The sequence below is a fragment of the Cellulomonas fimi genome (assembly GCF_012952065.1).
Classification (GTDB): domain Bacteria; phylum Actinomycetota; class Actinomycetes; order Actinomycetales; family Cellulomonadaceae; genus Pengzhenrongella; species Pengzhenrongella fimi_A.
This window is the reverse complement of sequence record NZ_JABCJJ010000030.1, coordinates 1-19,471: the sequence shown is the minus strand read 5'-3', so window position 1 is coordinate 19,471 and position 19,471 is coordinate 1. Positions and strand designations below refer to the sequence as shown.

At 74.6% G+C, this 19,471-nt stretch carries 21 protein-coding genes; 10 read left to right on the top strand and 11 right to left on the bottom strand.

All coding sequences use genetic code 11. The annotated features are described in order from the left end of the window. The first annotated feature begins 15 nt into the window (after positions 1-15). Together HIR71_RS14030 and HIR71_RS14025 are read left to right on the top strand one after the other, a co-directional pair. Complete coding sequence (locus tag HIR71_RS14030; RefSeq protein ID WP_169325690.1) at positions 16-1,059, top strand: Gfo/Idh/MocA family protein; 1,044 nt, start codon at positions 16-18, stop codon at positions 1,057-1,059. 91 nt (positions 1,060-1,150) lie between these two features. Continuing rightward, positions 1,151-2,680, top strand: coding sequence for a protein kinase domain-containing protein (locus HIR71_RS14025; protein WP_169325689.1), 1,530 nt, complete (start codon positions 1,151-1,153; stop codon positions 2,678-2,680). A 27-nt stretch (positions 2,681-2,707) separates the two neighbouring features. Here HIR71_RS14025 and HIR71_RS14020 read toward each other — a convergent pair whose 3' ends face one another. From HIR71_RS14020 to lpdA, 3 genes are all read right to left on the bottom strand, one after another. Next, complete coding sequence (locus tag HIR71_RS14020; RefSeq protein ID WP_169325688.1) at positions 2,708-3,652, bottom strand: TIGR01777 family oxidoreductase; 945 nt, start codon at positions 3,650-3,652, stop codon at positions 2,708-2,710. Positions 3,653-3,819: 167 nt separating this feature from the next. Next, the gene (gene sucB / locus HIR71_RS14015; RefSeq protein ID WP_169325687.1) at positions 3,820-5,814 is read right to left on the bottom strand and encodes a 2-oxoglutarate dehydrogenase, E2 component, dihydrolipoamide succinyltransferase; all 1,995 of its coding nucleotides are present in this window, start codon (positions 5,812-5,814) and stop codon (positions 3,820-3,822) included. Between the two features lie 27 nt (positions 5,815-5,841). Continuing rightward, on the bottom strand, positions 5,842-7,260 hold the full coding sequence (lpdA, locus tag HIR71_RS14010) for a dihydrolipoyl dehydrogenase (RefSeq protein ID WP_169325686.1): 1,419 nt from the start codon (positions 7,258-7,260) through the stop codon (positions 5,842-5,844). Positions 7,261-7,444: 184 nt separating this feature from the next. On the opposite strand from lpdA, the gene HIR71_RS14005 reads away from it, so the two are divergent. After that, positions 7,445-7,795 (top strand): oxidoreductase, encoded by a 351-nt coding sequence (locus HIR71_RS14005; protein WP_169325685.1) that lies wholly within the window; start codon positions 7,445-7,447, stop codon positions 7,793-7,795. A gap of 36 nt (positions 7,796-7,831) precedes the next feature. Here the strand turns inward: HIR71_RS14005 and HIR71_RS14000 are convergent, their stop codons facing one another. Next, positions 7,832-9,322 carry a leucyl aminopeptidase gene (locus tag HIR71_RS14000; RefSeq protein WP_169325684.1) on the bottom strand — a complete coding sequence of 497 codons (1,491 nt, stop codon included), beginning with the start codon at positions 9,320-9,322 and terminating at the stop codon, positions 7,832-7,834. 41 nt (positions 9,323-9,363) lie between these two features. On the opposite strand from HIR71_RS14000, the gene HIR71_RS13995 reads away from it, so the two are divergent. The 4 genes from HIR71_RS13995 to HIR71_RS13980 are packed head-to-tail and all read left to right on the top strand — an operon-like array spanning position 9,364 to position 11,486. Further along, complete coding sequence (locus tag HIR71_RS13995; RefSeq protein ID WP_169325683.1) at positions 9,364-9,723, top strand: hypothetical protein; 360 nt, start codon at positions 9,364-9,366, stop codon at positions 9,721-9,723. Positions 9,724-9,740: 17 nt separating this feature from the next. Then, positions 9,741-10,193, top strand: a complete 453-nt coding sequence (locus tag HIR71_RS13990) for a hypothetical protein (RefSeq protein ID WP_169325682.1) — start codon at positions 9,741-9,743, stop codon at positions 10,191-10,193. 25 nt (positions 10,194-10,218) lie between these two features. Then, positions 10,219-11,280, top strand: coding sequence for a quinone-dependent dihydroorotate dehydrogenase (locus HIR71_RS13985; protein WP_169325699.1), 1,062 nt, complete (start codon positions 10,219-10,221; stop codon positions 11,278-11,280). Continuing rightward, positions 11,277-11,486, top strand: a complete 210-nt coding sequence (locus tag HIR71_RS13980) for a hypothetical protein (RefSeq protein ID WP_169325681.1) — start codon at positions 11,277-11,279, stop codon at positions 11,484-11,486. The genes HIR71_RS13985 and HIR71_RS13980 overlap by 4 nt, the downstream gene beginning before the upstream one ends. On the opposite strand, the gene HIR71_RS13975 is transcribed toward HIR71_RS13980, so the two are convergent. Genes HIR71_RS13975 through HIR71_RS13965 form a run of 3 tightly spaced genes read right to left on the bottom strand, consistent with a single transcriptional unit; the run spans position 11,455 to position 13,362 of the window. After that, entirely contained in the window at positions 11,455-11,679 is a 225-nt protein-coding gene (locus HIR71_RS13975; RefSeq protein WP_169325680.1) for a hypothetical protein, read from the bottom strand. The two genes, HIR71_RS13980 and HIR71_RS13975, sit on opposite strands and share 32 nt — an antisense overlap. A gap of 35 nt (positions 11,680-11,714) precedes the next feature. Further along, positions 11,715-12,728 carry an aldo/keto reductase family protein gene (locus HIR71_RS13970; RefSeq protein WP_169325679.1) on the bottom strand — a complete coding sequence of 338 codons (1,014 nt, stop codon included), beginning with the start codon at positions 12,726-12,728 and terminating at the stop codon, positions 11,715-11,717. Between the two features lie 10 nt (positions 12,729-12,738). Further along, complete coding sequence (locus HIR71_RS13965; RefSeq protein ID WP_311836295.1) at positions 12,739-13,362, bottom strand: DUF3043 domain-containing protein; 624 nt, start codon at positions 13,360-13,362, stop codon at positions 12,739-12,741. A 40-nt stretch (positions 13,363-13,402) separates the two neighbouring features. Here HIR71_RS13965 and HIR71_RS13960 point away from each other — a divergent pair, with 40 nt between their 5' ends. Beyond that, entirely contained in the window at positions 13,403-14,791 is a 1,389-nt protein-coding gene (locus HIR71_RS13960; RefSeq protein WP_169325677.1) for a dipeptidase, read from the top strand. Between the two features lie 35 nt (positions 14,792-14,826). Here HIR71_RS13960 and HIR71_RS13955 read toward each other — a convergent pair whose 3' ends face one another. Genes HIR71_RS13955 through nadA form a run of 4 tightly spaced genes read right to left on the bottom strand, consistent with a single transcriptional unit; the run spans position 14,827 to position 17,575 of the window. After that, positions 14,827-15,381: an acyl-CoA thioesterase gene (locus HIR71_RS13955; RefSeq protein WP_169325676.1), complete on the bottom strand. Its 555-nt coding sequence runs from the start codon at positions 15,379-15,381 to the stop codon at positions 14,827-14,829. Continuing rightward, positions 15,378-15,704, bottom strand: a complete 327-nt coding sequence (locus HIR71_RS13950; protein WP_311836294.1) for an antibiotic biosynthesis monooxygenase family protein — start codon at positions 15,702-15,704, stop codon at positions 15,378-15,380. The genes HIR71_RS13955 and HIR71_RS13950 overlap by 4 nt, the downstream gene beginning before the upstream one ends. A 28-nt stretch (positions 15,705-15,732) precedes the next feature. Then, complete coding sequence (locus HIR71_RS13945; protein ID WP_169325675.1) at positions 15,733-16,323, bottom strand: DJ-1/PfpI family protein; 591 nt, start codon at positions 16,321-16,323, stop codon at positions 15,733-15,735. A gap of 52 nt (positions 16,324-16,375) precedes the next feature. Continuing rightward, entirely contained in the window at positions 16,376-17,575 is a 1,200-nt protein-coding gene (gene nadA, locus HIR71_RS13940; RefSeq protein WP_396031745.1) for a quinolinate synthase NadA, read from the bottom strand. Positions 17,576-17,640: 65 nt separating this feature from the next. Here nadA and HIR71_RS13935 point away from each other — a divergent pair, with 65 nt between their 5' ends. Both HIR71_RS13935 and HIR71_RS13930 read left to right on the top strand, forming a co-directional pair. Then, positions 17,641-18,831 carry a glycerate kinase family protein gene (locus HIR71_RS13935; RefSeq protein WP_169325674.1) on the top strand — a complete coding sequence of 397 codons (1,191 nt, stop codon included), beginning with the start codon at positions 17,641-17,643 and terminating at the stop codon, positions 18,829-18,831. Between the two features lie 169 nt (positions 18,832-19,000). Then, positions 19,001-19,351: a HesB/IscA family protein gene (locus tag HIR71_RS13930; protein WP_169325673.1), complete on the top strand. Its 351-nt coding sequence runs from the start codon at positions 19,001-19,003 to the stop codon at positions 19,349-19,351. Positions 19,352-19,471 lie beyond the last annotated feature (120 nt).

The following is a 19,471-nucleotide window of genomic DNA, read 5'->3' as shown; positions in this document are numbered from 1 at the left end:
CCTACGCTGGCCGTCATGATCACGGACGAGGACACGGCAGCACCGCTACGGTTCGGCATCGTCGGGTACGGCGACGCGGGTCGGGGCATCCACGCGCGGCTCCTGCGCGCCGCCGGGCACGTCGTCACCCACGTGGTGGCGCGCAACCCCGACCGCGTCGCGGCCGCACGGGCGGACTGGCCCGGTGTCGTCGTCGTGCCGGACGTCGCGGCGCTGGCGGCGCGTGCCGGTGACCTCGACGCGGTGGTCGTCGCGAGCCCCACCGCGAACCACGTCGAGCACGCTCACGCCCTCCTGCGCGCCGCCGTCCCCCTGGTCGTGGACAAGCCGCTGGCCGTCGACGCCGCGGGAGCGCGCGAGGTCGTGTCGGCCGCCGAGGCAGACCGTGTGCCGCTCACCGTGTTCCAGAACCGGCGGTGGGACGGCGAGCAGCTCACCCTCCGTGCGCTGCTCGAGCAGGGCACGCTCGGGACGGTCCACCGGTTCGAGCGGCGGTGGGAGCGGTGGCGGCCCGTGCCCAAGGAGCGGTGGAAGGAGAACGATCCCGTGGGCGGCGGGCTGCTGCTCGACCTCGGCGCGCACCTGGTCGACTCCGCGATCCAGCTCTTCGGGCCGGTCGTCACCGTGACCGCCGAGCTCCGCGCGCTGGCGACACCCACGGAGGACGACGTCTTCCTCGCGCTGCGCCACGAGGCGGGGGTCGTGAGCCACCTCGCCGCGGGCGGCCTCATCGGCGCGCCCGGGCCGCGCACGCGGGTCCTGGGCAGCACGGGCGCGTACCTGGTGACGTCGTACGAGGGCGAGCCGACGCCTTTCGGGACGATGGACGACGACGTCGCCGAGCCGCACGAGGGCTGGCTCGTGCACGGAGAGGAGCGCGTCCCGGTCCCGCGAGCCCCGGGCGACCACGTGGACTTCTACCGCGCGGTCGAGGCGTGGCTGCGTTCCGGCGGCGCCGTCCCCGTGGATCCGTGGGACGCGGTGCGGACGGCGGACGTGCTCGACGCCGCCCGCGTCAGCGGGGACGAGCAGCGGGTGGTCAGGCTCGACCGGTCCTGAGGCGACCCGCCGGTGGACGGGGGACGGCGTCTCGTCGAACGGACCTGTGGACAACGACCGCGCGCCGCTCGCGCGGCGGTTCGATGGGCGCATGGGAGCCGACGCCGTGCCGCACGATCTCGCCACCGCCCTGCACGACGCCGGGTACCGCCTCGGTGGTCCGGTCGGGGTCGGCGCGCACGGGCCGGCCTGGGCGGCGACCGCGACGACAGGCCCGACGGCGGGCGTGCGCACGGTGGTGACGGGGCTCGACGTGCCGCCCGGTCCAGCCGGCGAGCTCGTCCGGTCGCGGCTGGGCACGCTCCGCGCGGTGCGGCACGAGCACCTCGCCGAGGTCGTCGACGTGGTGGACCTCGCCCGGGCACCCACGCGGCGCTCGCCGGAACGGGGCTCCACCGGCAGCAGCCGGGCGGGTGGCCGCTGGGCCGTGCTGCTGGCCGCCGTGCCGGGCACGACCCTCGCCGCTCTGCTGGCCGTGCGTGGGGCGCTGTCGAGCGGCGAGGTCGTCACGCTCGTGGTCCCGGTCGCCCAGGCCCTCGCCGCGCTCCACGCGGTAGGGCTGGCGCACGGTGACGTCTCACCCGCGAACGTGGTCCTCACCCCCGACGGGCGGCCCGTGCTCATCGACGTGCTCGGAGCCGTGACGCACGGCGGCCCGGCTGCGGACGCCGGGACGACCGGGTTCGCCGCCCCCGAGATGGAAGCCGGCGCGGTTCCCGGGCCTGCTGCCGACGTGCACGCGCTCGCGCGGGTCGCGCTCACGTGCCTGGGCGACGAGCGTGAGGCGGCTCACCCGGGCGACGGTTCCGGCGGTCGGGACCTCGCCCACGACGACGACGCCGGGCGCGCCGGTCTCCGGGAGCTGCTCGTGCGGTCGTGCGCGTCGGACCCCGCCGAGCGACCCACCGCGGCGGAGCTTGCGGCCGCCTGCTTCGCCCAGGTCCCCGCACGTCCGTTCGTCGCGCCCGACGCGTCGGCCGTCGCGCGCACGACGTTGGCGGGGCTCACCTCCGACGCCGATCGGAGCAGGGGGCTCACCGCCCGCACGACCCGGTCGCGCCACCGAGCGCCGCGGCGCCTCGCCCCGGCCGTCGCGCGCGTCGGTGCCGCTGCGGCAGCGATCACGGTGTGCGCGGCGGTGGTCGCGGGCGTCGTTGCCCGTGGGCCGGCCCCAGAGCGACCCGCGGCCGGGGCAGAGCGACCCGCGGCCGGGGCGGAGGCCGCTGCCGTCCGTCCTGACCCGGTCGAGGCCGCCGTCGACCTCACCCGGCAACGGGCCCGGCTGATCACGGACGGGGACGAGGCGGCCCTCACCGCGGTCGAGGTCGCCGGGACCCCGGCGCACGCAGCGGACGTGCGGCTGCTGGCGGGCCTGCAGGAGGCGGGCCTGCGGGTCGAGGGTCTGGCGGTCGAGGTGGAGTCCGCCGAGCTGGTGCGGTCGTCGCCGACCGGGGACGACGCCGAGGTGGAGGTGGTCTCGGCTCTCACGGCGCACCGCCGGCTCGCGAGCGACGGCAGCGTGCGCGACACGGTCCAGGCACAGCCCGCGCGCGCCGTCGTGCTCTCACTGCGCTGGACGACCGCCGGGTGGCGGGTCACCGAGGTGTCGGACCCGTCCTGAGCCGGCCCGTCGTGGCTCAGGCACCGGTCAGGCGCCGGCGCCCGACCCGGCCGGGGTTCGGGCCCCGGGCGACGCGCCGTCCGCGACCCAGCGCGCGACGTCGGGCACGGTGGGGTGCGTCCAGGTGAACCCGCTGGCCTCGAGGGCCGTGGGCACCGCGCGGATGGACCCGAGCACCTCCTGGGCGAACTCGCCGAGCACCAGGCGGAGCGCGAACGCGGGCACGGGCACGACGGCGGGACGCCGGAAGGCCCGGGCGAGCGCCGCGGTGATCTCGGAGTTGGTGCGCGGGTCCGGCGACGTCAGGTTGACCGGACCGGCGACCTGCGCGTCGAGCAGGTGCACGATCGCGCGGACCTCGTCGGGGAGCGAGATCCAGCTCCAGTACTGCCGCCCCGTGCCGAGCGGTCCGGCGAGCCCCGCCCGGACCAGCGGGAGCAGGCGACCGAGCGCACCGCTGCCCCGCCCCATGACGATCCCCGAGCGTAGGTGCGCCACGCGGATGCCCGCGTCCTGCGCCGGCGCCGTGGACGCCTCCCAGGCGCGGACGACACCCGCGAAGAACGTGTCCCCGAGCGTCGATTTCTCGTCGAGCAGCTCGTCCCCACGGCCGGCGTAGGTCCCGTAGGCACCGATCCCCGAGGCCTGGAGCAGGACGGCGGGTGGCCGGTCGAGCTGCGCCACGGACCGCGCGAGGAGGGACGTCGTGCGCGTACGAGACGTGAGCACTGTGCGGCGGTACGCGCTCGTCATGCGGTGGTCGCCGACCCCGGCTCCGGCGAGGTTCACCACGGCGTCGGTGCCGGCGAGGTGGCGGGCGTCGAGGACCCCCGCATCGGGGTCCCAGCTGATCTCTCGCATGTGTGCGGCCGGGCGGCGCACGAGGCGGCGCACGTCGTGCCCCGCCTCCTCGAGGGTCCCCACGAGAGCCGACCCGACGGTGCCGTGCGAGCCGGCGACGGCGATCTGCATGACGGTCACCCTACGGTGCGGGGCCGCAGCTGCACCCGCCGGGACCGCGACCGCCGCCGGCGGGCGCGCGGGCGGATCCCCGGCACGACGACGGCCCCCCGGCACGACGACGCCCGCCCGTCGCGAGCGGGGCTCGTGGCGGGCGGGCGTCGTGAGGGAGCAGACGATCAGAGCCCGAGCTCGGACTCGAACGCCCCCTCCTCGATGCGGTTCTTGACCGCCGCCAGGTACCGGGCGGCATCCGCGCCGTCGACCAGCCGGTGGTCGTAGGAGAGGAACAGGTACATCATCGAGCGGATCGCGATGGTGTCGGCGCCGTCGGCGTCCTTCACCACGACGGGGCGCTTGACGATGGTGCCGGTGCCGAGGATCGCGACCTGCGGCATCGCCACGATGGGCGTGTCGATCAAGGCGCCGCCGGATCCGGTGTTCGTGATCGTGAAGGTGCCGCCGGCGAGGTCGTCCGGGCCGACCTTGTTGGCCCTCGTCCGCGACGCGAGGTCGGCGATCTTGCGCGCGATGCCGGCGAGGTTGAGGTCGCCCGCGCCCTTGATCACGGGCACGACCAGCCCACGCTCGGTGTCGACCGCGATCCCGAGGTTCTCGGAGTCGTGGTAGACGATCTGGTCGCCGTCGATGCTCGCGTTGACCTTCGGGTAGGTCTTCAGCGCCTCGACCGCCGCGAGGGCGAAGAACGGCAGGAACGTGAGGTTGACGCCCTCGCGCGCCTGGAAGTCCGCCTTGGCCCGCGCCCGGAGGCGGGCGATCTTGGTCGCGTCGACCTCGACGACCGTCGTGAGCTGCGCCGACGTCTGCATCGACTCGACCATGCGCGACGCGACGAGCTTGCGCAGCCGCGTCATCTTCTCGGTCGTGCCTCGCAGCGGGGAGATCGCGGGCGCGGCCGGCTTCGGCGCGGCTGCGGCCGGAGCCGCGGCCGACGTGGCGGGAGCGGCCTTCGCGGCCTCCGCCTTCGCGGCCTCGGCCTTGGCGGCGGCCTCGAGGACGTCCTCCTTGCGGATGCGGCCGCCGACGCCGGTCCCCGTCAGGGTCGAGACGTCGACGCCCTTCTCCGCTGCGAGCTTGCGGACCAGCGGCGTCAGGTAGCTGCCCGAGGCCGACGGCGCGGGGGCGGCCTGTGCAGGGGCAGCCTGTGCAGGGACCGACGCCGCGGCCGGGGCGGGTGCCTGTGCCGCGGGTGCCTGCGCCTGCTGAGGCTGGGCCGGCCGAGCAGGTGGCTGCTGAGCGGGCGCCTGCTCGGGGGGCGGAGCCGCCGCCTCGTCGGGCGCTGCGACCTGCGGGTCGGCGTCCGTCCGGGCCGGTGCGGGCGCTTGTGCAGTCGGGGACCCCGACGGCGCCGCCGGGGCGGTCCCGGCAGCACCCGAGCCGATCAGGGCGAGGGGGGCGCCCACCTCGACCGTCTCGTCCTCCTGGACGAAGATCTGCTGCAGCGTGCCGGCGAACGGCGAGGGGATCTCGGTGTCGACCTTGTCGGTCGAGACCTCGAGCAGGGGCTCGTCGACCGCGACGTCGTCGCCCACCGACTTCAGCCAGCGCGTCACGGTGCCCTCGGTCACGCTCTCGCCGAGCGCGGGCATGGTGACCTGCGAGCCGTCGGAACCGCCACCGCCCTGTGCGGCACCGCCCTGTCCGCCACCGGGCTGGTCGTCGCCGCCCTGCCCGTCGCCGGACGCGGGCTGCCCGGCCTGCGGCGCGGCGTCGGACGCGGGCTGCCCGGCCTGCGGCGCGACGTCGGACGCAGGCTGCTCGGCCCGCGGGGCGACCTCGGCCTCGGGCTCGGGGTCGCCGTACGACGATCCCGCCTCGGCCGCCTGGTCCTGGGCCGGCTGCTGCGCCGCCTGCTGGGCGGGCTGCTCGGACTCCTGCGACTGCTCGGGCTCAGCGTCACCACCGCCCCCACCCTCGCCCGACCCGATGACGGCCAGCGCCGCGCCGACCTCGACCGTCTCGTCCTCCTGGACGAGGATCTGCTCGAGGACGCCCGCGAAGGGCGAGGGGATCTCGGTGTCGACCTTGTCGGTCGACACCTCGAGCAGGGGCTCGTCCACGGCGATGGTGTCGCCGACGTTCTTGAGCCAACGGGTGACGGTGCCCTCGGTGACGCTCTCACCGAGCGCCGGCATCTGCACGGAGTCAGACATGACCGCTCGTGTCTCCTTCGATCGGGGTCAGTTGTGGGCGTGCAGCGGCTTGCCCGCGAGAGCCAGGTGGGCCTCTCCGAGCGCTTCGTTCTGCGTCGGGTGCGCGTGCACGAGCGCAGCGACGTCCTCGGGGTAGGCCTCCCAGTTGACGATGAGCTGACCCTCGCCGATGAGCTCGCCGACGCGGGCACCGATCATGTGGACCCCGACCACGGGGCCGTCCTTCTGGCGGACCAGCTTGATGAACCCGGCCGTCGCGAGGATCTGGCTCTTGCCGTTCCCGCCGAGGTTGTACTCGAGCGTCTCGACGGCGTCCGCCCCGTGGACCTCCTTGGCCTTGGCCTCCGTCAGGCCCACCGAGGCGACCTCGGGATCGGAGTAGGTCACGCGCGGGATTCCCGACTCCACGATGGCGGGCGGGTTGAGGCCCGCGATCTCCTCGGCCACGAAGATGCCCTGGGCGAAGCCGCGGTGCGCGAGCTGGAGGCCGGGGACGATGTCCCCGACGGCGTAGATGTTGCCGACGCCCGTGTGCAGGCGCTCGTTCGTGAGGACGAAGCCACGGTCGAGCGTGAGTCCCTGCTCCTCGTACCCCAGGCCGTTCGTGTGGGGGCCGCGGCCGACCGCCACGAGGAGGAGGTCGGCGTCGAACGTCGTGCCGTCCTCGAGCGAGACCTGGACGCCCGAGTCGTTCTGCGTGACGCCCGAGAAGCGCACGCCGACGTTGAACTTGATCCCGCGCTTGCGGAACGCGCGCTCGAAGGCCTTGCTGAGCGCCTCGTCCTCGTTGGGGACCAGGTGGGGGAGCGCCTCGATGATCGTCACGTCGACGCCGAAGGACTTCCACACGCTCGCGAACTCGACGCCGATGACGCCGCCCCCGAGGACCACCACGGACTTCGGGACGAAGTCGAGCTGCAGTGCCTGGTCGGAGGTGATGACGCGGCCACCGATCTCCAGGCCGGGCACCGAGCGTGCGTACGACCCGGTCGCGACGACCACGTGGCGCCCGGTGTAGCGCTGCCCGTTGACCTCGACGGCGTCGGGCCCGACCAGCGTGCCCCAGCCGTCGACGTAGGTGACGCCACGCGACTTCACCAGACCCTGCAGGCCCTTGTAGAGCCGGCCGATCACGTTGTCCTTGTACTTGTTCACGCCCGCCATGTCGATGTGGTCGAGCGTGGAGTGCACGCCGAACTGCTCACCCGCGCGCGCGTTGTCGGCGAGCTCCGCCGCATGGAGGAGGGCCTTGGTCGGGATGCAGCCGTTGTGGAGGCAGGTCCCCCCGAGCTTGCCTCCCTCGACCAGGGCGACGGAGAGGCCGAGCTGAGCGGCGCGCAGCGCGGTCGCGTAGCCGCCGCTGCCTCCGCCCAGGACGACGATGTCGAAAGCGGTGCCGTTCGTGTCAGCCACGTGGGACTCCTCAGCGCAGACGTGGGGGTGCATGCCGTGCTCGCCGCCCATCTTGTCATCACCCGTGCTCGACCTCTAACCGGGTGGGGACTGCCAGGGTGTGACGGTGGGAACATTCATCCCAGGTCTGAGCCGGGTGGGCCGGGCGCCACGCCGCTCGTGGTCCGATCAGGGCAGTTCCGCGCGCGTGCCCAGGCTCGGGCTCTACTCTGCCGCGATGGGCCTCTTCTCCCGGCGGCAGCCTGCGGGCTCGACGCCGCCCACCTCGCCGCGCGACGCGCAGCGGGCCACCCTCGCGCACTTCCGCGAGTTCGTCCGCACGCGCGTCGGCGTCGAGGCGTACATCGAGCCGGTCACGAGCTCCACCCCGATGACGCTCGTGCTCATCGCGAGCACCGGCGAGTGGACGCGGCGCCGGGTACCGGACGCGCGCACCGCCCACCACGTCGCGAAGAGTCTGGGCATCCCCGTCTACGACGTGCACCGCAGCGGCTACCCGCAGCGCATGCGCGACTGGAACAGCCGCCAGCGCATCCTCGCCAAGCGCGCGCGGGACACCCCGGCCTGAACCGGGGCGTCCCGACGTCGGGCGTCGCGCGGACGCTCAGCGCTTCGCTGTGGCCCGGGACTCGAGGTACGCCAGCATCGTCCGCACACCGACCCCCGTGCCGCCGACCGGCGTGTAGCCGTGCGCGCTCTTCTCGTTGAACGCCGGGCCGGCGATGTCGAGGTGGGCCCAGGGCGTCGACCCGACGAACTCGCGCAGGAAGATGCCCGCGGACAGCATGCCCCCCCACCGCTCGCCGATGTTGGCGAGGTCGGCGACCTTGGAGTTGAGGCCCGCGCGCAGGTCGTCGGGCAGCGGCATCGGCCAGAACAGCTCCCCGGACGCCTCCGCGGCGGTCGTCACCTCGGCGCGCACGTCGTCGGTGCCCATCACGGCGGAGACGCGGTTGCCCAGGGCGACCATCTGCGCGCCCGTGAGCGTCGCGATGTCGAGCACGGCGTCGGGCTTCTCCTCGAGCGCGGCGACGAGGCCGTCGGCCAGCACCAGTCGCCCCTCGGCGTCGGTGTTGAGGACCTCGACGGTCGTGCCGCCCCGGATCGTGATGACGTCGGACGGGCGCTGGGCCGAGCCTGACGGCATGTTCTCCGCCAGGCAGAGCCAGCCGGTCACCGCGACCGGGAGCTCGAGGCGCGCCGCCGCGAGCACGGTGTGCAGCACCGCGGCGGCCCCGGACATGTCGGACTTCATCGCCTCCATGCCGGCCGCGGGCTTGATCGAGATGCCCCCGGAGTCGAACGTAATGCCCTTGCCGACGAGCGCGACCTTGGCGGTCGGTCGGGAGGGCGCGTACGCCACCTTGACGAGCCGCGGTCCCCGGCTCGAGCCCTGACCCACGGCGATCAGACCGCCGTAGCCGCCGGTGGTGAGCGCCTTCTCGTCCAGGACCGTGATCTTGACGCCGGTGCCCTTGACGGCGGCACGGGCGAGCTCGGCGAACGCCGCCGGGAAGAGGTCGTTGGGCGCCGTGTTGACCAGGTCGCGGGTGCCGTGCACGGCAGCGGCCACGGCCTCGGCGCGGGCGAGGGCCGCCTTCGCCGACGCGTCGCGGTCGAGCGGCGTGACGAGCTGGATCGTGGCGACCGGCGTGGTCTTCGCGGCGGCCTTCTGCTCGCGGTAGCGCGAGTAGGAGTAGGCGCCCAGGAGCGCACCCTCGGCCACGGCGGCGAGCTCGGTGACGTCGGCGGTCGGCAGCGCGAGCGCCACCGACGCCGTGCCGGCGAGCTCACGCGTGGCCGCACCCGCCGCGCGGCGCAGGGTCTCGGGTGCGTAGGTGGCCGACGACGGGCCGAGACCCGTCAGCACCAGGACGGGAGCCGCGACGTCGGCCCCCGCGGGGACCTTGCGGACCTCGTCGGCAGCACCGGTGATGCCGAGGGTCGTGGCCGAACGCGTCAGCTGGTCGCGCAGGGCGGCCGGCAGGGCGTCCGCGCCGACGAGCTCGACGCCGTCCTCGGCGGAGGCGGTCGCGACGACGAGGGCGTCGGCGGAGAGGCGGGCAGGGTTCTTGGAGGTCAGTGTGAGACGCACCCGACGATCGTAGTCGGCGTGCACCGGTAGCCTTCTGGACCGTGGTCACCCCCTTCGCCGTGGTCGTCGTCCTGCTCGCGCTCGCGCTCGCGGGGTGGGCGCTCGTCTTCGCGGTCCGCGACCGTGCGGTGGTCCTCCGGCAGCTCTGGGGCGCGGGCGTGGTCGAGGCCGCGATCCTGGTCCAGGTCGTCGTCGCGCTCGTCCTCGTGGCCGGCGGCGCGGTGGTGACCGAGCCCGTGACCTTCTGGGGCTACCTCGTCGTGTCGCTGGCCGTGCTCCCGCTCGCGGCGGTGTGGGCGCTCGCCGAGCGCACCCGGTGGAGCTCGGTCGTGCTCGTGGTCGCCGCTGTCACCGTCGCGGTCCTGCAGTGGCGTCTGCTCGAGATCTGGGGGACGGCGTGAGAGATCGGGGGGACGGCGTGAGCGCTGCCCGCCCGGCTCCCGTCCGCCCGACCGCCCGCTCGACGGCGTCCGGCCCGGGCAGGGTGCTCGTCGCCGTGTACGGAGTGTTCGCGATCTCGGCGAGCGCCCGCGCCGGGGTGCAGCTCGCGCGCGACTGGCACGAGGCGCCGCTCGCGTACGGCCTCTCGGCGTTCGCCGCGGTCGTCTACGTCGTGGCCACCGTGGCGCTCGCGCGTGGCTCGCGTCGGCTCGCGGGCGCCGCGGTCGCCGTCGAGCTGGTCGGGGTGCTGGTGGTGGGTACGTGGTCCCTCGTCGACCCGGGCGCGTTCCCGCAGGCGACGGTGTGGTCGGGGTTCGGGCGCGGGTACGGGTACGTGCCGCTCGTCCTGCCGGTCCTCGGGCTGGCATGGCTCTGGCGTACCCGTCGCGCCGCCCCGTCGGCGGACGCCTCCGCGCACGCGACCCCGTGACCCCGTGACCACTACGTTGGAGCGCGTGTACCGCCTGCTCTTCGACCACGTCCTGCGTCGTACGGACCCGGAGCGGGCCCACGAGCTCGCGTCGCGCGTGATCCGGTGGGCGGGTGACGTGCCTCCCGTCGCCGGGCTCGTGCGGCGCGCCGTCCTGCCGGACCCTCCCCGACCCGTCCGCGCGTTCGGGCGGGAGCTGCGCGGTCCGCTCGGCCTGGCAGCGGGCTTCGACAAGGACGCCGCCGGCGTACGGGGGCTCGCGATGCTCGGCTTCGCCTTCGTGGAGATCGGCACCGTGACGGCACACCCGCAGCCGGGCAACCCGCGGCCCCGCCTCTGGCGCGCCGTCGAGCAGCGCGGGCTGCGCAACCGCATGGGGTTCAACAACGAGGGAGCCGCGGCGGTGGCCGCACGTCTGCGCCGCCTGCGGGCGACGCCGTCGGGCCGGGCGATCGTCGTGGGCGTCAACATCGGCAAGACGAAGGTGACGCCGGCCGCGGACGCCCCGGCGGACTACGCGACGAGCGCCGGCCTGCTGGCCCCGTACGCCGACTACCTGGTCGTCAACGTGTCGTCACCCAACACGCCCGGCCTCCGCGACCTGCAGTCGGTCGAGGCGCTGCGCCCCATCCTCACCGTCGTGCGCCAGGCCGCCGACACCGCGACGGCCGAGCGCGGCGGGCCACGGGTCCCGCTGCTGGTCAAGATCGCGCCCGACCTGCTCGACCCCGACGTGGACGCGGTGGCGGACCTCGCGGTCGAGCTCGGTCTCGACGGTGTGGTCGCCGTCAACACGACGATCGCCCACGACCTCGGGGAGGGCGGCCTGTCGGGTCCGCCGCTCCGGGCGCGCGGTCTCGAGGTCGTGCGGCGCCTGCGGGCGCGCCTGGGGCCCGGTCCCGTGATCGTCGGCGTCGGGGGCATCACGACGGCGGCTGACGCCCGCGCCTACCTGGCGGCCGGCGCGACCCTCGTGCAGGGGTACACCGGCTTCATCTACCACGGGCCGGCGTGGGCCGGGCGCCTCAACCGCGCACTGATCGCGCAGCCGACGGCGGCCGGCGCGACGAGCGAGGCGGCCGCATGATCCGCCCGCAGTGGGAATGGGTGTTCGACGACGCCGAGGGGCGCGGGCTCGAGCAGCCGGTGAGCCCGGTCTTCGGCAACCAGTTCGACGCCGAGCAGTGGCTCGGTGAGACGTGGCGCGAGCTCGCGCGCCAGGACGTGGCGGTCGCGCGGTTGATGCACGACGGGACGCAGGTCACGGCACCCGTTCCGCTGCGGGTTCCCTGACCCGCACGTCGGCGGCCGTGCGCCGCGGGATCCCGAAGAACCTCGGCGTCACCTCGCGGTACCGCTCGTACGCCGAACCGAACCGCACGACCAGCCGCCGCCGGCGTGCGCGCCCGGGCCACGCCAGCCCGGCCAGCGCCGCGAGCTGCGCGGGGACGAGCCGGTCGGCCCGGTTCCTGACGCCGGACCTCACGACACCCCCCGCAGCCCGCAGCGGACCGGCACGGCTCAGGCCGGTCGGGCCTGCGGCGCGTTGCGCGCCGTCATGCCGGGATCGTGCTCGACGACGTCGCCCAGGACGGCGTCGATCCGGGCGAGCAGCTCGGCCGGGATCTCGACCCCGGCGGCCTTGACGTTCTCCACCACCTGCTCGGGCCGGGAGGCGCCGATGAGCGCCGACGCGACGTTGTCGTTCTGCAGCACCCACGCGACGGCGAGCTGAGCGAGCGTGAGCCCGAGCTGGTCGGCGACGGGTCGCAGCTCCTGCACCCGGGCGAGCACGTCGTCGCGCAGGAAGCGTCTGATGAACGTCGAGCCGCCCTTCTCGTCCGTCGCGCGCGAGCCGGCGGGCAGCGGCTCGCCGGGTACGTACTTTCCGCTCAGCACGCCCTGCGCCACGGGCGAGAAGACGATCTGCGCGATCCCGAGCTCGCGCGACGTCGGGACGACCTCGCCCTCGATCACGCGCCAGAGCATCGAGTACTGCGGCTGGTTGGAGATCAGCTGGAAGCCGAGCTCACGGCTCAGCGCGTGACCCGCCCGGAGCTGGTCGGCGGTCCACTCGCTCACGCCGATGTAGAGGGCCTTGCCCTGACGGACGACGTCGGCGAACGCCTGCATCGTCTCCTCGAGCGGCGTCTCGGTGTCGTAGCGGTGCGCCTGGTAGAGGTCGACGTAGTCGGTTCCGAGCCGCTCGAGCGACCCGTTGATCGACTCCATGATGTGCTTGCGCGACAGACCGGCGTCGTTGGGCCCCTTGGGCCCGGTGGGCCAGTAGACCTTCGTGAGGATCTCGAGGCTCTCGCGGCGCTGGCCCTTGAGCGCGTCGCCGAGGACGCTCTCGGCGACGGTGTTCGCGTAGACGTCGGCCGTGTCGAACGTGGTGATGCCGGCGTCGAGGGCGGCCTGCACGCAGGCCGTCGCGGTCTCGTTCTCGACCTGCGAACCGTGCGTGAGCCAGTTGCCGTAGGTGATCTCCGAGATCTTGAGCCCGGAGCTGCCGAGGAAGCGGTGGTTGACCATTCACCCGACACTAGTCGGGGTAGTGGCCGTGCTGCTTGGTCCGCACGCGCGGCAGGCGCGCCCGCCGCAGCTGGAACGCCCGCATGACCGCGTACATCGCGAGCCCGCGCTGGCGCGCGTCGCCGCCGAACTTCGCGACGAGCTTCTTCTTCAGGCCGCGCCACATGAGGTAGGCGTCGAGGATCGTGAGCAGCACGATGCCGTAGAGCACGACCGTGAGCAGCGCCAGCAGCTGGGGGTAGCGGCCCAGGGCGAACGTCAGCACGACGAACACCAGCGCGACCGGCAGGAAGAACTCGCCGAGGTTCCACCGCGCGTCCACGTGGTCGCGGAGGTAGCGGCGGACCGGACCGCGGTCCTTGGCAGGGAGATGGCGCTCGTCGCCGGTCTGCATCGCCCGGAACTCGAGGTCCCGCTGGACGCGAGCCGCCGCGCGGGCGGACTTCGCGGCCGCGCGACGATCCGTCGGGACGAGGGGCCGCTTGTTGGCCGCCTCGGCCTCCTTGCGCTTGGGTGTGGGGCGGCCCTTGCCCGCGCCGGGCTGGATCAGGCCGGGGACCGCGGCGTCGTCGGTCGTCGGCGTCCGGGAGCCTTCGGGGGGCGTGGTGGCGGCGGGCTTGCTGCGGGAGAACACCCGGCCAGGGTAGTCGAGCGCAGGGGTAGCGTGGTCGCCCGTGACCGACCCGACCCCGCCGACGACCGAGGCCCTGCGCGCCCGGGTCGCGGCCGCCTTCCCGTCCCTCCGCGCCGACCTCGAGTCCCTCGTGCGCATCCCGAGCGTCTCGAACGCGGCGTTCGACCAGGCCCACGTCGCGGCGAGCGCCGACGCGGTCGCCGCGCTGCTCCGCGACGCCGGCATGCCCCAGGTGCAGATCCTCCGGGCTCCGCTCCCCGGCGCTGGCGAGGGGGCGCCGGCCGTGGTCGCGCACCGCCCCGGGCCCGACGGCGCCCCGACCGTCCTGCTCTACGCGCACCACGACGTGCAGCCGCCCGGGGACGACTCGGCTTGGGGCACCCCGCCGTTCGAGCCCACCGAGCGCGACGGGCGGCTCTACGGGCGCGGGGCAGCGGACGACAAGGCCGGCGTCATCGCCCACGTCGGTGCGCTCCGCGTGCTCGCCGACGAGCTGGGCGTCGGCGTCACCGTGTTCGTCGAGGGGGAGGAGGAGATCGGCTCGCCGACCTTCGGCGCCTTCCTCGAGACGTACACCGAGCTGCTCCGCGCGGACGTCATCGTCGTCGCCGACTCCTCGAACTGGCGGGTCGGCGTGCCCGGCCTGACGACGTCGCTGCGCGGTCTGGTCGACCTCGAGGTGGAGGTCGCCGTGCTCGAGCACGCGGTGCACTCGGGCATGTACGGGGGGCCGGTGCTCGACGCCCTCACGCTCCTGTCGCGCCTCGTCGCCACGCTGCACGACGACGCGGGCGACGTCGCGGTCCAGGGCCTCGTGACCGCGCCCGACCCGACGGTCGACTACGACGAGGCGTCCATGCGCGCGGACGCGGCGCTGGTCGACGGCGCCCGCCTGGCCGGCACCGGGCCGCTCACCGCGCGGATGTGGACGCGCCCCGCGATCGCCGTCATCGGGATCGACGCCCCGAGCGTCGCGCGCGCCTCGAACACCATCACGCCGCGCGCGACCGCGAAGATCTCGTTGCGGATCGCGCCCGGTCAGGACCCCGCGGCCGCGTACGCCGCGCTCGAGAGCCACCTGGTGGACCACGCACCGTTCGGGGCGCGCGTGACGGTCCGGCAGGGCGAGCTCGGCCGGCCGTTCCAGGCCCCCGCCGACTCGGACGCGATGCGCGCCGCGCGGTGGGCGTTCGAGCAGGCCTGGGCCACGGCGCCGGTCGACATCGGGATCGGGGGGTCGATCCCGTTCATCGCCGACCTGCTCGAGGTGTACCCGGACGCCGCCATCCTCGTCACCGGCGTCGAGGACCCGGACTCGCGCGCGCACGGCGCGGACGAGTCGGTGCACCTCGGCGAGCTCGAGCGGGTCGTGCTCGCCGAGACGCTGCTGCTCACGCGGCTCGCTGCAGGGCTGCCTGCGGGCTCCTGACCGACGGTGTCGCGGGCGGCCGGCGACCGTCCGCCTCAGGCGCGCGCGGCGACGTCGATCGACCGGGCCCACGCCAGGACGTCGTCGGGCACCGGGGGGCTGAGCCGCGGCATCCCGAAGGCCTCCGCGACCTCGGGCGCGTCGACGCCGCCGCCGGACCGGGCCAGGAACCTGGCCACCACCACGGCCTCCGCGACGACCTCGCGACCGCCGGGCGCCCCGTCGCCCGCGGGGCGCTCGAAGGCCTGCTCGACGTAGACGACCCGCTCGTCCCAGCCGAGCACGCGGGTCACGATCTCGAAGCGCTCCCACAGCTGCAGCGAGCGCCGGAACCGGATCGACTCGGCCACCACCACCGGGTACCAGCCGCGCACGGTCAGGGCGCGCTGCCCCCCGGAGCGCACCATCATGTCGACCCGGCCGATGTCCATGAGCGACAGGTACACGCCGTTGTTCATGTGGCGCAGGAGGTCGAGGTCGTGGGGGAGCACGCGCAGGGGCGTCCGCCAGCGGTCGAGCGGCGACCCCTGACGCCCGCCTCTCGCCCGCGCGCGCAGCACGACCCACGCGAGGCGCAGCAGCCGGTTCATCCGGCGACGGTCCCGCCGGCCATCGGCGTGAAGTGCTCGATCACCGGCATCGGGTCGTAGAAGTGGTGCGTCAGCGCCCGCCACTCCTCGAACGCGGGCGAGCCGCGGAACCCCTCGGTGTGGTCCTCGAGCGAGTCCCACGCGACGAGGAGCAGGTAGGTGTCCGGGCGCTCGTGGCACCGGCGCACGTCGATCCCGCGGAACCCCCGCGCGGCTCGGATCAGCGGGAGGGCCTGGGCGAGCGCGGCCTCGAAGGCGGCGGACTGGCCGGGACGGACGGAGAGCACGCCGTGCTCGAGGACGGGGGCGTCGGAGGCGATCACGCCCGTGATCGTGCCACGACTCCGACGGTCAGACCGGCGGGGCCGGGTCGTACTGGATCGCGCGCCGGACCTGGGCGGCGATCTCCCGGGACTCGAGCCGGGCGACGAGGTGGAGCGCCATGTCGATGCCGGCGGAGACCCCGGACGCCGTGACCACGTCGCCGTCGTCCACGAAGCGCGCCTCCGTGTCCGCCGTGATGCTCGGGTCGAGAGCGGCGAGCTCGTCGAACGCACCCCAGTGGGTCGTCGCCGGACGGCCGGCGAGCAGCCCGGCCGCCGCGAGCACGAGCGCGCCGGTGCAGACGCTCGTCACGAGCGGCACCTCGGCCCGGAGCCCGCGGAGCCAGGCGAGGTGCGCGCGGTCCTTGACCAGGACCCGCGTCCCCCGCCCGCCGGGGTAGACCAGCACGTGGATCGGGCCGACGTCGGTGGTGGACCGGTCGGGGACGATCCGCAGCCCCTTCCCGAGCCGCACGCCTGCGCCGTCGGCGGAGAAGGTGAGCACCTCGGGTCGCCACGCCGACAGCGCGGCCCAGGCCGCGAGCACCTCGTAGGGCCCGACGACGTCGAGCTCCTCCGCGTCGTCGAAGACGAAGATCCCGACCCGCAGGACGCTCACGAGGTGCTCCTTCGTCGTCGGCGTGATGGCGCGGGGTGGCCCAGGAGCCGCCTCAGTAGCCCGGCAGGGCGAGCATCTGGTCGAGCGCGACGCGCGCCCAGTGCGCGTCGTCGGGGTCGACCTCGACGCGGTTCACCACCCGGCCCGCCACCAGGGACTCGAGCGTCCAGACGAGGTGCGGCAGGTCGATCCGGTTCATCGTCGAGCAGAAGCAGACGGTCGAGTCGAGGTAGTGGACCTGCTTGTCCGGGTGCGCGCGCGCAAGACGGCGGACCAGGTTGAGCTCGGTGCCGAGCGCCCACGACGAGCCCGGCTCCGCGGCGTCGAGCGCCTTGACGATGAACTCGGTGGAGCCCACCAGGTCGGCCGCCTCGACGACCTCGTGCGTGCACTCGGGGTGCACGAGCACCGTCACGTCGGGCACGGCGGCGCGGATCTCGGCGACGTTGCGCTCGGAGAACCGGCCGTGCACCGAGCAGTGGCCGCGCCACAGGATCATGCGGGCACGCTCGAGCTCGGCCGTCGTGAGGCCGCCGCCCGGCTTGCGGGGGTCGAGCACCACGCAGTCGTCGAGCGAGAGGCCCAGCTCCCGCACCGCGGTGTTGCGCCCGAGGTGCTGGTCCGGCATGAACAGGACCTTGCCCGTGCCCTCGACCCCGCCCACCCGGTCGAACGCCCAGCGGAGGGCCACCTGGGCGTTGGACGACGTGCAGACCGTGCCGCCGCGGCGGCCGGTGAACGCCTTGATGGCGGCCGACGAGTTCATGTAGGTCACCGGCACGGTGCGGTCGGCGACGCCCGCCTCGATCAGCACGTCCCAGGCGTCCTCGACCTGGTGGATCGCCGCCATGTCGGCCATGGAGCAGCCTGCCGCGAGGTCGGGCAGCACGACTCGCTGGTCGGGCGACGTGAGGATGTCGGCCGACTCGGCCATGAAGTGCACCCCGCAGAACACGATGAACTCGGCGCCGGGACGGGCCGCGGCCTCGCGCGCGAGCGTGAACGAGTCACCGGTGACGTCCGCGAAGTCGATGACCTCGTCGCGCTGGTAGTGGTGGCCGAGCACGAAGACGCGGTCGCCGAGCGCCGCGCGCGCCGCCCGGGCGCGTTCGACGAGCCCCGGCTCGCTCGGTGCGGGGAGCTCGCCCGCGCACTCGACGCCGCGCTCGGACACGAGGTCGACGCCGCGCCCGAGCAGCAGCAGGGCCGAGGGCGCCGGCTCGGTGAACCGACTGGTCGCGGTGGGGATCACGCGCGCATCTTCCCACAGGCCCCGGCACCCCGAGCGGGCCTTGCGCTGTGACAGGATCGGCGGCCATGCGCGTGGTGATGGCCCCGACCGGCTTCGGCGGCACGCTGACGGCTCTCGAGGCTGCGAGCGCGATGCGGGACGGGTGGCTGCGAGCTGCGCCCGCGGACCACGTCCGGACGTGCCCGCTGTCCGACGGCGGACCGGGCTTCCTCGACACGCTGCGGGCGGCCCGCGGTGGCGAGCTGTTGTCCGTCACCGTGGCGTCTCCGCTCGGGGAACCGACTCCCGGCGCGGTGCTCGTCGTCGACGAGCCGGGCGGCGGGCGGACCGCCTACGTGGAGTCGGCCCAGGCGGTCGGCCTGGGCCTGGTGCCACCCGAGCGCCGCGACGCGACGGTCACCACGTCGTCCGGGGTGGGGGAGCTGGTGCGGGCGGCACTGGAGAGCGGGGCGAGCCGCGTCGTCGTCGGCCTCGCCGGGTCGGCCACGAACGACGCCGGCGCCGGCATGCTCGCGACCCTCGGCGTGGGTACGGGCGCGGCGGGGCCGCTCCGCGGCGGTGGTGGCGGGCTGGGCGCGGTGACCGTGGCAGACCTGCGAGGGCTCGCGGCCCTGCGCGACGAGCTCGCTCGGGTGGAGCTGGTCGTCGCGACCGACGTCGACGTCCCTCTGCTGGGGCTGCACGGTGCGAGCGCGGCGTTCGCTGCAGAGCGCGGAGCGAGCCGGGAACAGGCTCAGGAGCTCGAGCGCGCGCTCGGGCACTTCTCGCACACCGCCGTCGCGACGCTGGGTCGGGGCGCGGTGCGTCCCGACCTCCTCGCGTCCGCCCGCACCGCCTCCCCGGCCGCCCGGCTCACGGGGCTGCCCGGAGCGGGGGCGGCGGGGGGTCTGGGCTTCGGCCTGGTGCTCCTCGGCGCGCGGGTCGCCTCGGCGTCGGGCCTCGTGGCCGACGCCGTGGGCCTGGACGACCAGGTGCGTCACGCGGACGTCGTGGTCACGGGGGAGGGGCGGTTCGACTGGCAGTCCCTGCACGGCGCGGTGGTCGCGGTGGTCGCCGAGCGGGCGCTGGCCGCGGGCGTCCCCGCCGTGGTGCTCGCGGGGCAGGTCGAGGTGGGGCGGCGCGAGTGGGCCGCGGCGGGGGTGGCGGCGGCCTACGCGGTGGCCGACACGCCCGCGCAGGTGCGCGCCGCGCTCGCCGACCCGGCGGGCACGCTGGCGGCCCGCGCGGAGCGGGTGGCGCGGACCTGGTCGCACTGAGCTGACGGCGGGTCGCACCTGGGCCGCCGGTCGCGACGCGTGCTGACGGCCCGGGGAACTCGACGTAGGCTGGCCGGGAACAACCGACCACGAGCGCGACGTTGACCGGTCGACCAGAGTCCCTCCGGTGGCACTCGCCCCGGGAACCGTCGAGACCTGCGGAGTGATGATGAGCGAGACCACCGAGACCGCGACGCACGGCGTCGACCTGACCGACGTCGCCGCGGGCAAGATCCGCAGCCTCCTCGAGCAGGAGGGCCGCGACGACCTCCGCCTTCGCGTCGCGGTGCAGCCCGGTGGGTGCTCGGGCCTGATCTACCAGCTCTACTTCGACGAGCGCGTCCTCGAGGGCGACGCCCTGCGGGACTACGAGGGCGTCGAGGTCGTGGTCGACAAGATGAGCGTGCCCTACCTCGACGGCGCGACGATCGACTTCGCGGACACGATCGAGAAGCAGGGGTTCACGATCGACAACCCGAACGCCGGCAGCTCGTGCGCGTGCGGCGGTTCCTTCGGCTGAGCATTTGAGCGCCCTGCGGGCGCATCGTGGGTGGGGAAGATGGCGCTGGGATGTGGCGGTTGCCTCGGGCTCGCCGGTGGGTTCATCGTGGTCGGGTCGGTCCCGGTCAACGCCGGAACG

What these genes read in the sequence shown, in the direction of transcription:
- HIR71_RS14020 (WP_169325688.1), bottom strand. Translation starts at nt 3,652, where the DNA reads ATGCAGATCGCCGTCGCCGGCTCGCACGGCACCGTCGGGTCGGCTCTC.
- HIR71_RS14025 (WP_169325689.1), top strand. Translation starts at nt 1,151, where the DNA reads ATGGGAGCCGACGCCGTGCCGCACGATCTCGCCACCGCCCTGCACGAC.
- HIR71_RS14005 (WP_169325685.1), top strand. Translation starts at nt 7,445, where the DNA reads ATGGGCCTCTTCTCCCGGCGGCAGCCTGCGGGCTCGACGCCGCCCACC.
- lpdA (WP_169325686.1), bottom strand. Translation starts at nt 7,260, where the DNA reads ATGCACCCCCACGTCTGCGCTGAGGAGTCCCACGTGGCTGACACGAAC.
- HIR71_RS13970 (WP_169325679.1), bottom strand. Translation starts at nt 12,728, where the DNA reads ATGGTCAACCACCGCTTCCTCGGCAGCTCCGGGCTCAAGATCTCGGAG.
- HIR71_RS13955 (WP_169325676.1), bottom strand. Translation starts at nt 15,381, where the DNA reads ATGAACCGGCTGCTGCGCCTCGCGTGGGTCGTGCTGCGCGCGCGGGCG.
- sucB (WP_169325687.1), bottom strand. Translation starts at nt 5,814, where the DNA reads ATGTCTGACTCCGTGCAGATGCCGGCGCTCGGTGAGAGCGTCACCGAG.
- HIR71_RS14030 (WP_169325690.1), top strand. Translation starts at nt 16, where the DNA reads ATGATCACGGACGAGGACACGGCAGCACCGCTACGGTTCGGCATCGTC.
- HIR71_RS13930 (WP_169325673.1), top strand. Translation starts at nt 19,001, where the DNA reads ATGAGCGAGACCACCGAGACCGCGACGCACGGCGTCGACCTGACCGAC.
- HIR71_RS13980 (WP_169325681.1), top strand. Translation starts at nt 11,277, where the DNA reads ATGATCCGCCCGCAGTGGGAATGGGTGTTCGACGACGCCGAGGGGCGC.
- HIR71_RS13935 (WP_169325674.1), top strand. Translation starts at nt 17,641, where the DNA reads ATGCGCGTGGTGATGGCCCCGACCGGCTTCGGCGGCACGCTGACGGCT.